Below are 16367 nucleotides of genomic sequence, written 5' to 3'. Positions count from 1 at the left end.
ATTATGGCAACTATAAACTAACTTTAAGGGGTAATTAAAGAATAAGGATTTAGTGTGCATTCAACCTTTCTCGCTGGCAGCAATCAACCTGCAGTAACTCAACCGCGAAAGCCTTTGATACTCATTGTTGATGATGAACCTAGCAACCTACATGTATTAGTTGAGGGCCTACTTGCAGACTACGATGTACGCATTTCAACAAGTGGTGAACAAGCGCTTGTATTTGTTGAATCCACACGCCCAGATTTAATTTTACTCGATATTATGATGCCAGGCATGGATGGCTATGAAGTATGTAAAAGATTAAAAGCAAAGCAAAATACCAAAGGCATTCCCATCATTTTTGTCACCGCACTTACTGAAGTAGAGTCTGAAGAGAAAGGCTTTGCAATGGGTGCCATTGATTATATCCATAAACCTTACAAGTTAGCTTTGGTTAGAGCGCGCATACGTACGCACATTACTGCACAAGGCATGCTAGACAGACTTATCGAAAAAAACTTTGACTTACACGACAAATTACTCGAAATAGAAGCCCTTGCAAAAGAGTTAAGCCAACGCGAGGAAGAACTAAAGCAGCTGTCATCTAAGCAAAAGTTATTTTACCAGGCACTTACCAGTACCGCCGATGGTGTTGTAATTACTAATAGCGATGGCAAGATTATCGCTGTTAATCCATCGTTTTGTAGAATTACCGGCTATTGCGAAGCCGAATCGTTGGAAATGGATTTAAAAGAGATCAAACAAAATAATCACCCAAGTATTAGCTTTGATGAGGTATGGAAGCACGCTAACGAAGCGGGCTACTGGAGCGGTGAACTTGTAACACGAAGAAAAAATGGCGAGCTATACCCTGAGCTATTAACACTTAGCATGGTAAAAAGCGAGCAAGATACCAACATTCACTACATTGGCGTTTTTAGTGATATTTCAAGCGTAAAAGTAACGCAAGAGCGCATAGATTACCTAACTTGGCATGATGAGCTTACTAAGCTGCCAAACCGTAACGGTTTTTTAAAGCAATTAGAACAGCAACTACAAGATTGCAGTAGCGATAAAACATGTGCCTATATTTATATTATCGACATTGACAGCTTCCACTCTATTAATGATGGCTTAGGGCTTTTAGCAGGGGATAATATTTTAAAGGAGCTTGCTCAGCGTATTCATGCCAATGTAGATAAAAAAGATATTATTGCACGCTTAGGCAGTGATGAATTTGCTGCTTTATGTAGCGTAGATAAAGGAATTGGGCGTACACGTGCGCAATCAATCGCCGAAAACAAAGCGCAAGAGCTTTTAAACGCAGTCAACCGCCCTTTTGACGTTGATGGGCAAGAGGTTAGCTTAACAATTAGTATAGGCACTTATATTTTCCCGCGAGACGATGTATGGGAAAGTGCTATTGAGACAATCAGAAATTGTGAAGCAGCCTGCTATAAAGCCAAAGAAAAAGGCGGAAACAGAGTTACATTTTTTGATACCACATTTGGCGAGCAGGCTAAACGACGTTTTGAAATTGAACAAGACTTAAGAAAAGCCATTCCTCAAAATGAGCTATCCATATTTTTACAGTCGCAATTTGATAGTAAGCAAACGTTAAAAGGCGCAGAAATACTGCTGCGCTGGAATCACCCTCAAAAAGGTTTTATAAGCCCATGTGAATTTATATCAATAGCTGAAGAATCTGATGTTATTTTTGAGTTAGACTGCTGGGTTACAACTAATGCACTTAATTTACTTACCAAGCTTAAATACAGCCACCCAAGTTTGAATATTTCGGTAAATATAAGCGGTCGACATTTTCATGAACCGCGATTTTTAAACTTTATAAGCGAGCAAATTAAAAATGTTGATATTAATCCTCAGCAACTCACCATTGAGATAATAGAGGGGACGTTACTTAATCACATGGAAGCGGCCATTGAAGCCGTACACTACCTTAAAAAGCTGGGCGTACGTGTATCAATAGATGACTTTGGCACGGGCTACTCAAGTTTAACCTACTTAAAACAGTTACCTATTCATGAGCTAAAAATAGATCGCTCATTTGTGCTTGAAGCCCCCACTGATAACAACGATAAATTAATTATTGATATGATTGTCAGCCTTGGCAGGTTGTTTCAATTAGAAGTGGTAGCGGAGGGAGTCGAGAATCAATCGCACTTTGACTTATTACAAGAGTACCCTGAGGTTATCCTACAAGGATACCATCTGCACCGGCCTGAGCCATTAGAAAGCTGGTTAGAAAAACTAAACCATACTTTGCAAAACGCATAAAAAAACGCCGATTAAACAATCGGCGTTTTTTATATGTGAAATATATTACTTCCGTACTTGGCCTTCGCCATTAACTAAATACTTTTCAGTTGTAAGTGACTCAAGACCCATAGGACCATAAGCATGTAGCTTAGTTGTAGCTATACCAATTTCAGCACCTAACCCTAATTGCGAGCCATCTGAGAAACGTGATGATGCATTTACCATTACTACCGATGCATCAACACTGCGTTGGAAAAGCTCAGCCGCAGTATCGTTTTTAGTACAAATAACCTCAGTGTGGTTTGAACCAAATTGAGCAATATGCTCCACAGCAGCACTAAAGCTTGGTACTACACGAATAGCAATTTCTAAATCTAAGTATTCTTCACCAAATTCATTATCAGCAAGTACTGTTGCGTTATCGAAGTATTTTGCAGCTTGCTCATCTGCATTAATTTTCACACCTTCTTGGCGCAATACAACGGCACATAAATTTAAAAATTCATCAGCAACGTCTTGGTGAACCACTAGCCCTTCAAGCGCATTACATACGCCTGTGCGCTGTGTTTTACCATTTAATAGTAAATTAAGTGCAACCTCTAAGTCGGCATCTTTGTCTACGTATAAATGACACACACCTTTAAAGTGCTGAATAACAGGAATAGTACTGTTTTCTGTAACAAAGTTAATTAAGCCTTCGCCACCACGAGGGATGATTAAATCAATACTTTCGCGTTGCTGCATTAGTTCCATAAGCAATGCACGGTCTGGATCAGGAATAACTGAGATCAGCGCTTTAGGTAAGTTATGTTTTTCAAGTACATCGTGCATTACACTTGCAATGGCTTGCGAGCTTTTAAGGGCCTCTTTACCGCCGCGTAAAATAACACCATTACCCGATTTAAAACACAATGCGCCTGCATCCGCAGTTACATTAGGACGCGCTTCGTAAATCATACATACAACACCTAATGGCACACGCATTTTACGTATTTTAATGCCATTTGGGCGCTCTGCAATGTCGCGTAGCTGACCGACAGGATCATCTAAACTTACAATAACTTCAATACCTTCTGCCATTGCTTCAATGCGCTCTTCGTTAAGCGTTAGGCGGTCGATCATCGAAGCGGCTAAGTTATTATCGCGTGCTGCGCTTAAATCACTTTCGTTTTCTTTAATTATAAATGCTTTTTCTGCGCGTAATGCTGCCGCCATTTCGGTTAACACTTGGTTTTTGGTCTCGGTGTCGAGTAAAGCAAGTGTGTTTGCAGCTTTTGCTGCCTGGCGTGAAATATCCGTAATCAAACTCATGACTTCTCCAATAATGCGATATCTTTTTCTGAAATAACAGGACCAATAGAATCCTGCATTTTTTCGCTAAATTCACTTTGCTCGTTATCTGCAATAAAGCTTAACAAGCAACTACTATAATTTGCGGTGGCTTTTGCTAAACGTGTGCCATCCTCGCTTCTAACTAAAATGGTATCGCCAATGGCAAACTCACCATGAACTTCCATTATTTCATCGCCACGTATGCAACCGTTTTCACCTTCAAGAGACTCATCAAACGAGCCATCTACAACTACTTCACCTTGCTCATTAGCTGTATGCGTCATCCAGTGCACAGCTTCTTGCATTGGTTTTTCATAAGGAAGGAAAACACTACCAGGGTTGTCACCTGCCAATAATCTATTAAAGGTTTCTTCTTTAAAGCCATTAATAATATAAGTAGCAATACCGTGAGACGTTGCTTTTTCGGCAGCTTCAATTTTGGTTTTCATGCCACCGGTTCCTACAGAGCTTGTAGCACATCCTGCCATAGCATAAATAGACTCATCAATTGATTTTATTTCAGGCAGTAAAACTGCATCGTCGTGCAAATTTGGGTTTTTATCATACAGCCCATCTACATCAGAAAAAATCATTAATGCATCTGCATCAGCGGCCGCCGCTACCATGGCTGATAAGTTATCGTTGTCACCTACTTTTAAGTCATCCGTTGTTACAGCATCATTTTCGTTAATGATAGGCAGTACACCATGCTCTAACAAAGTAAAAATAGTTTCGCGAATACTTTCATAGCGCTCACGGTCACGCAAATCACCATGGGTTAATAATAATTGCGCTGAAGGAAAATCGAAAAAGCGATCCCACATGGCCATCATTTCAGTTTGACCTGCCGCTGCCATCGCTTTTTTCATCACAACTGAACGTGGAATGTCAGATGGGAATAAGTGTGAGCCTGCAGCTACTGAGCCTGAAGATACTAAAATAACTTCAATACCACGAGCACGACAGCGAACAATAAATTGCGCAATGGTTAATAAGTAGCGTGAACGGCACCCATCTTGATCTGGAGCAATTAATGCACTACCTACTTTTAAAACAATACGACGCCAATTTAACTTTTGCATAAAATCTCAACTTTCCATTTTATCTGCATTCACATAGTGTGAACTAAAACTAGGTAATTGCGAAAAAAACACGCAATTTCGAATAGGTTGTTTGTTTATACACTTTTTAAACGCACGCAAATACACGACCTAAAATTGCTTTTAGATTTGTAAAGACATGAAACAGCACCAACCAAATTAAATGGAGGTCTATTAAATATAAAAATAAAAAGTGTTGTTTATGTATCGCTGTAAAAAGCTGTGTGCGGCCTTTTTGTTAACAACATACATAGAGCCTCTAAAGTCAGATACACCAACAGATAGGGTGATGACTTAAGGACCGAGATTTAGCCGCCACGATGGGAGCTAAACATTGAAAGTAATAGTTCAACTCAAACATTTATTTACTTAATTGCTTAAATAAACTTGTTTGAAAAAACCATACCAAGATATTCAATAATACAATAGCTACTAATTAATGGTAAAAATAGCGTACAAATCTATTATTAGAGGGCAAATATGACGCTAGTATTAATACATACCGTTATTTTGCAAAATTATATTTAGATGACTAATTGTTTGAACTCTAAATATAATACGACATTTCAAGGGGTAAGATCAAGGCTAAAAATCACTCTAATGTAGAGCTACGCCTCACTTCTAAGCGGTTAATCATTTAAAATCAAGGGGTTATATTTATTTTTGAGTTTTAATTCAATTTTTATAAATAAATCAATAAGTTTAACCTACAATTTTTGTATTAAGCGCTAAAATTTTATTAGCAAATTAAACATTTCACGTGTATACCCCTGTATTAATATTTAACAAAAGTTATACTTTTCACATTGTGATAAATAAGGAATTCTTAATTTATGTCAGCAATTTATATAGCCGGTATCGCACTTTGTTCGGTGCTTGCCCAATGGGTAGCGTGGGCGTTTAAAGTACCCGCTATTTTGTTCTTATTGCTTACCGGTTTATTGCTAGGGCCGTTTAGTGGTGTATTAGACCCTGATGCTTTACTGGGTGATTTATTATTTCCTGTTGTGTCACTGAGTGTGGCTGTCATTTTATTTGAAGGCTCCCTTACTTTGCACTTTAGAGAGTTAAAAGGCATAAGTAAGGTCGTACGTAACCTGTGCTCTATCGGCATGATCACCACCTGTGTGGTAATAAGCTTAAGTGCCTATTGGTTACTGGAGCTTAACTGGCGGGTGGCTGCAGTATTAGGCGCTGTACTAGTAGTAACGGGGCCTACGGTAATCGCCCCTTTACTTAATTCGATGCGCCCAACACAAGATATTGACCGTATATTACGATGGGAAGGCATTGTAATTGACCCAATCGGCGCTCTTTTTGCTGTGCTTGTATTTGAAGCAGTCATGCTGGTAGGCCAAGGAGAAGTGCTTAGCCACACTATTGTTGCACTTGTTAAAACAGTCGGCGTAGGGCTTTCTATAGGTGTTGTTGCGGGCTGGATCACCACACAGCTTATGCGCCGTGAATGGCTACCGTTTGAATTACATAAATTTGGCATACTTGCCTTAGTGCTTATTAGCTTTTCGGTATCTAATCACTTAAGTCACGAATCGGGATTATTGGCTGTTACCGTATTTGGTATTTGGCTTGCTAATCAAAATGATTTAGAAATCGATTCTGTACTTGAGTTTAAAGAAGACTTATCGATGATTTTAATATCATCACTGTTTATTTTACTTGCTGCGCGGCTACAGCTTTCTGACTTGATGATGTTAGACAGCGACGTATTTATATTCCTTGCAGTGGTGTTATTTATAGCGCGTCCATTGTGTATTGCCATATCTACTTTTGGTACTGACTTGCCAATGAAATCGCGCTTGGTGCTATCGTGGATAGCCCCTAGAGGTATTGTTGCAGCTGCTGTTGGCTCGGTATTTGCGCTAAGTATGATGGAAGCTGGCGTAGCTGATGCAGAAAAAATGGTGCCGTTAATATTTACCGTTATTATCATCACTGTAGTATTGCAAAGCTTAACTGCTATTCCTGTTGCTAAACTATTGGGCGTGCGCCAACCTTCTCCAAATACCATACTGATTATTGGTGCAAACCATGTATCTCGCGCTATAGGTAAAGGTTTACAAGAGCAAAGCATTCCTGTTCATCTATCAGACCCCGCATGGGAGAACTGTAAAATGGCTCGTATGGACGGCCTTGCCTGTTATTATGGTAACCCACAATCAGAGCATGCTGAGCGTTACTTGCCGCTCACAACAATAAGAACGGTATTAGCACTTTCACCAAACCGCCACCATAATGCGCTTGGTGTACAATATTTTTCTCACTTGTTGAATGAAAAAAATGTATTTTCACTGCGCTCATCTACCTCGCATGCTAAAGCGAATAAAGACAGTGCAACATTCCTATCTAGACAAATTTTGTTTGGTGAAGATGGCTCTTACGCTCGCCTAAGCAGTATTATTGCTAAAGGCGGTAAAGTGAGTGCGACGCGTATTTCAGAAGAATTTGATTGGGAAAAATACCAAGAGATGAACCCTGAAGCGATCCCGTTGTTTATTTTAAAAGGTGATAAAGACAACGACGACGATACGCCAGTAAAGCTTCGCCCATTTACCAGTAATATGGAAAAGCCACCGCAGGAGGGAGAGCGTATTTTTGCACTTCAGCCGCCAAAAATGTCGGTGTTAAAAGACCCCGCTAAAACAAAAAATAAAGAAGAGAGCTAACCTCTTTTTAGTTATTGCAAAAAAGCCCTAATTAAATATTAGGGCTTTTTTATTTTATAAAAATAGCGTGCATTATCGACACTTACATGGGTAATCTCGCGCGGGCAACAACACTATCGGGCATTTTTTGAGCGAGTAAGCTAAGCGCACGCTCAATTTTTTTATGGGTTGCTTTATCTGCCACCATGGCATTGAATAACCAGCGATACGCATCTTCAAAGTCACGTGGGCTTCCGTAGCCTGCATTAAAAAGCTTAACCAGCCTTAGCTGTGCTTTTAAGTTCCCTTGCGCTGAGGCCTCTCGTAAGTAGGTAATGGCCATAGCTTTATCTTGCTGCACTAAGCGACCCGTGTCGTAATAACGTCCAAGCTGCTCTAACGCAGCCGCTAAGCCTTGTTCAGCCGCTTTACGCATGTAGTACACACCTAATTCCACATTGCGTTCAACACACACGTTATATGCCAGCATATCGCCATATAAAAATTGGTAAGATGGCAGCGCCATTTTATTGGCCCTTGCCTCTATATCTTGTACTAATTGGCAATCGTCTGCCTTTACACGCTGCAAATGTGTATTTTTATTTATTAGTGCAATCAGCTCCGGTTCGGTATAAAGCGGCACCGCAGCGGGCGTTTCTTCAGCTAACACATTGCTACTTATAGATAAAAGTAACGGAGTGAGCAAAGACGCTAGAAAAGTGTTACAGGTAGATAGGCGCATGTTTACCACGTATAAAATAAAACTTATCAAATAATATACAAAGATCGTTCCAAGTTGAATTTTAGGCATAAAAAAAGCTGCAAAAAGCAGCTTTTTTTAAACTAATGGTGATTAAGCAAACGGGTTGCGAAGTACCATTGTTTCTACACGATCTGGGCCGGTAGAAATAATATCAACAGGTACACCTGTGATTTCTTCGATACGTTTGATGTAGTCAATCGCAGCTTTTGGTAAGCCTTCAAGGCTAGTTACACCAACGGTGTTTTCAGACCAACCTGGCATCTCTTCATATACTGGTGTTACTTTCTCGTAACCCTCAGCAGCTAATGGCGTTACATTAGTCACTGTGCCATCTTCAAGCTGGTAACCAGTACAGATTTTAAGCGTTTCTAAACCATCTAAAACATCTAGCTTAGTTAAACAAAAACCAGAGATGCTGTTGATTTGAACTGCGCGGCGCATTGCCACAGCATCTAACCAACCAGTACGGCGTAAACGACCTGTTGTCGCGCCAAACTCATGACCTTTATCACCTAAGTGCTTACCCACTGGGTCTTGTTTTTCAAGGCCATCGTAAAGCTCTGTAGGGAAAGGACCAGAACCAACACGTGTAGTGTACGCTTTAATAATACCTAACACGTAGTCAAGGTTTAATGGACCAAAACCAGCACCAGTCGCAACGCCACCAGCAGTGGTGTTTGAAGAGGTTACATAAGGGTAAGTACCGTGATCGATATCAAGTAATGTACCTTGCGCACCTTCAAATAAAATGTGTTCGCCCGCTAAACGTGTTTGATCTAAAAGCTCAGTTACATCAACAACCATTGCTTTTAAGATGTCTGCAACAGCCATTGCATCATCAAACGTTTTTTGGAAATCAACAGCATCTACTTTGTAGTAGTTAACTAAAGTGAAGTTATGGTATTCAAGTACTTCTTTTAGTTTAGCTGCGAATAATTCTGGATTGAATAAGTCACCTACGCGTAAACCGCGACGGGCTACTTTATCTTCGTACGCAGGACCGATACCACGGCCAGTTGTACCAATTGGCTTGTCGCCGCGAGCAGTTTCGCGAGCTACATCTAATGCAACATGGAAAGGCAAAATTAACGGACATGCTTCACTAATTAAAAGACGCTCACGTACAGGTACGCCACGCTCTTCTAACATGCCAATTTCTTTCATTAGCGCTTCTGGTGATAAAACCACACCATTACCAATCACACATTTAACATTGTCACGTAATACACCCGATGGAATAAGGTGTAGAACTGTCTTTTCACCGTCAATAACTAAAGTATGACCCGCATTGTGGCCACCTTGGTATCGAACTACTAAAGATGCTTTGTCTGTAAGGAGATCAACAACCTTACCCTTACCTTCGTCACCCCATTGGGTGCCTAATACAACAACGTTTTTACCCATTGTAAATTCACTTCGAGAAAATTAGGACGAGATTTTACCAGAAAACGGAAGTAAAGATCACCCCTGTTCAGCTTATTTTTTCTGCGCGTATTTTTTAGGCCATCACACTTTTTAAATAACCACATATATAACAGTAATTTAAAGTTTTAAATTATACTTAACAAAAAGCCCCGCATAGGCGGGGCTTTATAACTTTTTAAATGATTAAGGCATCGCTTATTGCGCTGCAGCGCCTTTCATATATTTAAAGAAGTCACTATCTGGCGAAAGTACCATAACATCTTGTTTATCTTTAAAGGTCTTTTTATACGCCTCTAAAGAACGAACAAAACCAAAGAACTCTGGATCTTTGTTGTATGCTTTAGCATAAATAGCGGCAGCTTCTGCATCACCTTGACCACGTACTGAGCGCGCATTACGCTCTGCATCAGCAAGCATTACCGTTACACGGCGGTCAACATTAGCACGAATAGTTTCCGCTTTTTCTTGACCTTCCGAGCGGTGCTCTTTTGCAACAGCAGTACGCTCAGCGCGCATACGTTGGTAAATAGAGCTACTCACTTCTTGTGGTAAGTTAATTTGCTTAACACGCACGTCAAGTACTTCAATACCTAACTCGCGCGCACTTTCAGAAGCTTGTACTAACGCCTCTTCCATTAGCTCACTACGCTCACCCGATACAATCTCGCGAATAGTACGCGTACCAAAGTTAGTACGCAGACCATTATTAACTTTTTGCTTTAGTAGTGTTTCAGCGTATTGCTTATCACCACGAGCACGAAGGTAAAATGCGCTAAAGTCATTTACGCGCCATTTAACAAACGAATCAACAATTAAGTCCTTTTTCTCGCTTGTTACAAAGCGGTCTGGCGTGCCATCTAGCGTTTGAATACGTGCATCAATACGACGTACTTGGCTAAAAAATGGTACTTTTAAGTGAAGGCCTGGGCTGTATACAACGGCTTTGTCTTCACTGTCTTTTTCAACTTTGCTAAATAGCAACACAATCGCTTTTTGCCCTTCAGGTACTACAAATACCGCAGAGAAAGACATAACAATGGCAGCTAATAGTATGACTAAACTAAAGTTTTTCATTACGCTTATCTCCCGTTATTGTTAAAGCGATCACTGTTAAAACGGTCATTACCGCTATTCACAGTGCTATTTCGTGATGTATTTACTTTATTGCGTAAATCTTGAATATCACTTGAGCTTGGTAAAGCTACACGTGTTGCAGTGCCTTGCTTTTCCATAATTTTATCAAGTGGTAAGTACATCATGTTGTTACCGCCTTTAACATCAACAATGACTTTAGAACTGCTGCTAAGCACCTCTTCCATAGCATCAATGTATAAACGTTCGCGCGTTACTTCTTTAGCTGCTTGGTACTCAGGTAATAGCTTTTCAAAACGAGCCACTTCACCTTGTGCTTCAAGTGTAATGCGTTCTTGATAACCTTCTGCTTCTTGCGTCATACGTGTTACTTGACCACGCGCGCGCGGTTCAATTTCACGTGCATACGCTTCTGCTTCACGGATGAAACGCTCTTCATCTTCTTGTGCGGCAATAGCGTCATCAAATGCATCTTTTACTTCAGTTGGTGGACGTGAATCTTTAAAGTTCACATCGGTCACAATTAAACCTAAGTTATACGGTTCGATGATTTTATTAAGCTCATCCCACGTATTTTGACGAACAACTTCACGGCCATTAGTCAGTACTTGGTCCATTTTTGCATGGCCAACAACGTAACGTAACGCGCTATCAAGCGCTTCTTCTAAGCTGTTATCAGCATTAGTTACGCTAAACTTGTAAAGGTACGGGTCAATAACACGGTATTGCACTTCAAACTCAACGCTTACTACGTTTTCATCTTCCGTTAGCATAAACCCTGATGCAGATAATGAACGTACAGCTTCAATATCTACCGGGATAACCGTTTCAATAAAGGTCATTTTCCAGCGTAAGCCTGGCTCTGCAATACGGTCATACTTACCAAATTGCAGTACCACACCACGTTCGGCTTCTTTAACCGTATAAATACCACTTAACGCCCACACAATTGCGGCGATAATGAGGATAAATGAAATACCGGCTCCGCCAAGTCCACCGCCACTATTATTGCCGGATTTTTTACCGCCAAATATGCCGCCTAACTTGTTGCTAAACTTACGGAACACCTCGTCTAAATCAGGTGGGCCTTGATCACGTCCGCCTTTATTGTTCCACGGATCTTTGTCATTGCCATTATTACCCGGTTCATTCCAGGCCATAGCTATACTCCATTGTTATCTAAATAAATTAGGAAATTGTGTTAAATCTATCAAATCTACCGCGTTTCTCATACAAAAACCGACATTTATATGCCAATTTTTAATCGCGATTGATAAAACCTTCAATTTCAGGACCAAACTCTTTAATTAATCGGTTCCATTCAACCATAGGTAAACGTACATCCAACAACCAGTTACCCTTTTCATCAAAGCGCTCTTCATGGACTGCACTTAAGCTAAATAAAGACGCTCTTAAGCGGCCATATTGAGGGGCAAGTAATAACGTACCACTAAGCATTTTCTTAGCAAGCAGGTCACTTATTGCTTCGCTAAGTAGCTCACACCCTTCGCCGGTTTGTGCAGATAACCATACTCTTATAGGCAGCCCTTGGTCATCCCGATCAATTCGTGGGCTTACATCATCAAGCGCATCAATTTTGTTATAAACTAATAATTGCGGTACTTCATCAGCTTCAATCTCTTTTAAAACCGACTGTACTTCCTCTATATTTTCGCGTCTGCGCGGGTCTGCCACATCAATTACATGTAATTGTAGGTCGGCTTCACGCGTTTCTGTTAATGTTGCTTTAAAGGCTGCCACTAAGTCATGTGGTAAGTGGCGAATAAATCCCACTGTATCGGCCAAAATAACCGAACCAACATCACCTATATCAAGTTTACGTAGTGTTGGGTCAAGCGTGGCAAAAAGCTGATCCGCTGCGTATACATCTGAGTCTGTTATACGGTTAAACAGGGTTGATTTACCCGCATTGGTATACCCTACAAGCGACACGGTAGGAATTTCGTTACGCGTACGCGCACGCCTACCCTGTTCACGTTGTACAGCAACTTTGGCTAATCGGGCACGAATATTTTTAATGCGCGCGCGCAATAAACGTCTATCGGTTTCAAGCTGTGTTTCGCCTGGGCCTCGTAAACCTATTCCCCCTTTTTGGCGCTCAAGGTGAGTCCACCCTCGGATTAATCGAGTAGACATATGCCTAAGCTGAGCAAGCTCTACTTGTAGCTTACCTTCGTGGGTACGGGCTCTTTGGGCAAAAATATCAAGAATAAGTGTTGTTCTATCAAGTACACGACATTGGCAAACGCGCTCTAAATTACGTTCTTGAGACGGACTTAATTGATGATTAAAGATGACAACATCTGCATTGTGGATTTTGACAATCTCAGCTATTTCTTCTGCTTTACCGGTACCGACGAATAGTTTCGGATGTGGTGCTTGGCGGCTGCCTTGCACAACCGCCAAACTACTAACACCAGCAGAAGATACCAACAACTCTAATTCATGAAGATCTTCACGATCGCCATCTTTAGGTAAGTCGATATGAACTAAGACTGCCTGTTCGCCGGATTCATAGCGGTCAAACAAGCATTACGCTCCTAATTAAATATTTCCTGGTTCTTGCTCTTCAGTGTCATCGCTCCCTTGAACACCTTGGAAGTTGACTGCACGAGCAGGTACAACTGTTGAAATTGCGTGTTTATACACCATTTGGTTTACAGTGTTTTCAAGTAAAATAACAAATTGGTCAAATGACTGAATTTTACCTTGTAATTTTATGCCATTTACCAAAAAGATTGATACTGGAATGCGCTCACGACGTAGTGCATTCAAAAATGGGTCTTGTAACGATTGGCCTTTTGCCATGTTATTGTTCCTTCGTTCTAGGTGTTATTATAATTTAAGTAGCTGAACTTATTTAATTAAATAATTCGCAACTACTACTAGCTTAGCGAACTTACTACGCGATGCAAGTTTTCTTCATCGTCTGTTGTTAACCAAGTAACATCAGGCCAACTCCGTAACCACGTTAGCTGACGTTTTGCCAGTTGACGCGTTGCAGCAATGCCGCGAAAAACCATCTCATCATGGTCTACTTCACCCGCAAGATAATCCCACATTTGTCTATAACCTACACAACGAATAGAAGGCATATTGGGGTGTAAATCCTTACGTAGATATAGGGTCGAAACTTCTTTTTCAAACCCCTGTTCTATCATTATTTTAAACCTTTTTTCAATTCGCTGATGTAATTCACTGCGATCATCAGGCGCAATCGCAAATTGATGAAAAGTATATGGTAACGTTGGCTGCTTTTGCTTTTGCAATTCAGTCATTGTTTTACCACTAATACGGTAAACTTCCAAAGCTCGATTTATTCTTTGTGAATCATTTTCACTTATTTTGTCGGCCGCTTGCGGATCTACTTTAGCCAGCTCTTGATGTAAATGTGGCCAGCCAAATTGTTTTGCTTGCGATTCAAGCTCTGCTCTAACTACTGAGCAGGCTTCTGGCAGTGGCGATAATCCATCAATTAAAGATTTAAAGTACATCATGGTGCCACCCACTAATATTGGTACTTTACCTTGTTGATGGAATTCATCAATTTTTTTTATCGCATCACGTCTAAAATCGGCGACCGAATAGGTTTCGCTCGGATCGAGTAAATCAATTAAATGATGCGGAGCACGAGCAAGCTCTTCTGCATCGGGCTTTGCCGTACCTATGTCCATACCTTTATACACTAACGCTGAATCAACGCTGATTATTTCTGTATTTAAGTGCTCACACAGTGAAATTGCCAACGCCGTTTTACCAGCTGCGGTTGGGCCCATTAAAAATATGACCGGTAAATTGCTCAACACGGGTACCTTAATTTAATTGCGTTAAATAGTGTTCTAGGTCTATTTTAACTGCTTTTTCTTTTAAACGTTCAATTGTTTGCGGATTATTTTGTAAGCTAATTTGTAATTCAATAAATGCATTACTTTCATAAAAGCGTTCTGGTACACAACCAAGCTGCCATGTAAGCCACGCTTGTAACTCGTTGAGCTGTGTTTTACATGCGCCAAGCAAGCTCTCGACCGCAGATGATACTTCAAGTAAATATAAACACGTGGGTAGCTTTTTAACCATCACAAACTGTTTTTCAATAACTAGCTCAAAGCCTAATAAAGTAAACCACGATTGCTGCTGAGCTATTAGTTCGCAGTCAGCTTTTTCAAGGTTAACCCTTACGGGTAGTAGCAAGGCTTTACCCTCTAAATTACCCAGCTCTTTTATTTGTGCATGCCAGTAATCAACAAGTGCATACTTATAGTGTGAGCAAAATAACTGCTGCTGCTGAGTAAATACACACACACCTTTATTTACATTTAATACCTGCACACTTTTTAATGCGTGTGCAGCGCTTTCATCAGTAACGGGCTGCGTTGATACACTATGCTCAAAATGAGCGGCTTGTTGCTCACTCACCCCTTGATAAAATGCATTTACATCGTGATGATTTGCACCATGTTTTTGAGACGGTGAAGCATACCCCGTAGCGCCACCACCTGACCCTGCGCGATTAGAGGAGGCACGACTAGTAAAACCACCGTTTTGTGAATCTATTGGCTGCAACTGTGACTTAGGGTATTCATACCCCTGCTGAACTGTCTGGTTATTAGCCGCATGATTTGGCTGCTCAATAAACGCGGAGGATTGGTAATCGTCTGTGGGCGCTTGATTAGTTGCAAATTCGCCTTGTAGAGGCACAACTACTTGCTTAATCGCCTGTAATATAAAGTCGTGCACTAACCGGCCTTGATGAAAACGCACCTCGTGCTTAGCAGGATGAACATTTACATCCACTTGCCTTGGGTCAATATCAATATAAATAACAAAACCTGGGAGTTCTTGCGCTCCACTTACCTCTTCAAACGCCTGACGAATAGCATGTAAAATTAGCTTATCGCGCATCATGCGATTATTTACATATGTATATTGCGTGGTATTAGCTGATCCCACTGGCAATACCCAACCATGTAGCTGTAAACCACTTTCACCAGATTGAATATGCAATCCTTGCTCAGCAAAGGCTTTACCTGCAACTTGCGCAACCCGAGTAATCGCTTGATTTGGATCGGTTTTAGCACGGTACTGCCTAACTACCTTTTGGTTATGCGTCAGTGTAATCGACACATCAAAACGACTCAGTGCAATACGCTTTATAAGCTCATCAATGTGGCTAAATTCGGTTTTTTCGGTGCGTAAAAACTTGCGCCTTGCTGGGGTGTTAAAAAATAAATCTTTAACTTCTATCGTTGTGCCATCTGGGTGGGCTACCGGCTTTACTTGCACGTCCATATCACGCCCCTGTGCAAACGCTTGCCACGCGGCATCTTGTGCTTTGGGCTTTGAGCTAAGCGTTAAACGCGATACCGAACTAATAGATGCAAGCGCTTCCCCTCTAAAGCCTAAGGAGCAAATGTTTTCTAAATCATCGAGTGATTTAAGTTTACTTGTTGCATGGCGAGAAAGCGCTAAAGTGAGCTCATTTTTGCCAATACCTGAGCCATTATCACGAATACGAATAAGCTTGTGACCGCCCCGCTCTATGTCTATTTGCACACGCGTAGCGCCCGCATCTAAGCTATTTTCTACTAATTCTTTAACCACTGAAGCCGGGCGTTCAACCACTTCACCTGCCGCTATTTGGTTAGCTAATCGTGCAGGTAATATTTCAATACTCATGAGGCCCCTAATACGTGTACAGGTTTAATAAAC

At 40.9% G+C, this 16367-nt stretch carries 12 protein-coding genes; 2 read left to right on the top strand and 10 right to left on the bottom strand.

The window, feature by feature from the left end:
- Window positions 1–54 precede the first annotated feature (54 nt).
- Complete coding sequence (locus MSC25_RS16160) at window positions 55–2280, top strand: EAL domain-containing protein (RefSeq protein ID WP_248443969.1); 2226 nt, start codon at window positions 55–57, stop codon at window positions 2278–2280.
- 45 nt (window positions 2281–2325) lie between these two features.
- Here the strand turns inward: MSC25_RS16160 and MSC25_RS16155 are convergent, their stop codons facing one another.
- Window positions 2326–3573 (bottom strand): glutamate-5-semialdehyde dehydrogenase, encoded by a 1248-nt coding sequence (locus MSC25_RS16155; RefSeq protein ID WP_248443968.1) that lies wholly within the window; start codon window positions 3571–3573, stop codon window positions 2326–2328.
- On the bottom strand, window positions 3570–4676 hold the full coding sequence (gene proB, locus MSC25_RS16150; RefSeq protein ID WP_004587658.1) for a glutamate 5-kinase: 1107 nt from the start codon (window positions 4674–4676) through the stop codon (window positions 3570–3572). The genes MSC25_RS16155 and proB overlap by 4 nt, the downstream gene beginning before the upstream one ends.
- Window positions 4677–5527: 851 nt before the next feature.
- Between proB and MSC25_RS16145 the strand changes: the two genes are divergently transcribed.
- Entirely contained in the window at window positions 5528–7378 is a 1851-nt protein-coding gene (locus tag MSC25_RS16145; protein ID WP_024031470.1) for a sodium:proton antiporter, read from the top strand.
- 82 nt (window positions 7379–7460) lie between these two features.
- Here the strand turns inward: MSC25_RS16145 and MSC25_RS16140 are convergent, their stop codons facing one another.
- From MSC25_RS16140 to mutL, 8 genes are all read right to left on the bottom strand, one after another.
- Window positions 7461–8099, bottom strand: coding sequence for a tetratricopeptide repeat protein (locus MSC25_RS16140; protein ID WP_248443967.1), 639 nt, complete (start codon window positions 8097–8099; stop codon window positions 7461–7463).
- Window positions 8100–8210: 111 nt separating this feature from the next.
- Window positions 8211–9524, bottom strand: a complete 1314-nt coding sequence (locus tag MSC25_RS16135; protein WP_004587661.1) for an adenylosuccinate synthase — start codon at window positions 9522–9524, stop codon at window positions 8211–8213.
- A gap of 216 nt (window positions 9525–9740) precedes the next feature.
- A complete protein-coding gene (gene hflC, locus MSC25_RS16130) occupies window positions 9741–10619 on the bottom strand; it encodes a protease modulator HflC (RefSeq protein ID WP_004587662.1) in 879 nt (292 codons plus the stop codon).
- Window positions 10620–10624: 5 nt separating this feature from the next.
- Window positions 10625–11797: an FtsH protease activity modulator HflK gene (gene hflK / locus MSC25_RS16125; protein ID WP_004587663.1), complete on the bottom strand. Its 1173-nt coding sequence runs from the start codon at window positions 11795–11797 to the stop codon at window positions 10625–10627.
- Window positions 11798–11897: 100 nt separating this feature from the next.
- Complete coding sequence (hflX, locus tag MSC25_RS16120) at window positions 11898–13187, bottom strand: ribosome rescue GTPase HflX (protein ID WP_248443966.1); 1290 nt, start codon at window positions 13185–13187, stop codon at window positions 11898–11900.
- A 15-nt stretch (window positions 13188–13202) separates the two neighbouring features.
- A complete protein-coding gene (gene hfq, locus MSC25_RS16115) occupies window positions 13203–13466 on the bottom strand; it encodes an RNA chaperone Hfq (protein ID WP_004587665.1) in 264 nt (87 codons plus the stop codon).
- Window positions 13467–13543: 77 nt separating this feature from the next.
- A complete protein-coding gene (miaA, locus tag MSC25_RS16110) occupies window positions 13544–14461 on the bottom strand; it encodes a tRNA (adenosine(37)-N6)-dimethylallyltransferase MiaA (RefSeq protein WP_095206660.1) in 918 nt (305 codons plus the stop codon).
- A gap of 10 nt (window positions 14462–14471) precedes the next feature.
- The gene (gene mutL / locus MSC25_RS16105) at window positions 14472–16334 is read right to left on the bottom strand and encodes a DNA mismatch repair endonuclease MutL (protein ID WP_248443965.1); all 1863 of its coding nucleotides are present in this window, start codon (window positions 16332–16334) and stop codon (window positions 14472–14474) included.
- Between the last annotated feature and the right edge of the window lie 33 nt (window positions 16335–16367).

Source organism: Pseudoalteromonas sp. 1CM17D (genome assembly GCF_023161805.1).
In the GTDB taxonomy this organism is placed as follows: domain Bacteria; phylum Pseudomonadota; class Gammaproteobacteria; order Enterobacterales; family Alteromonadaceae; genus Pseudoalteromonas; species Pseudoalteromonas atlantica.
This window is presented reverse-complemented; position numbering and strand designations above follow the sequence as displayed.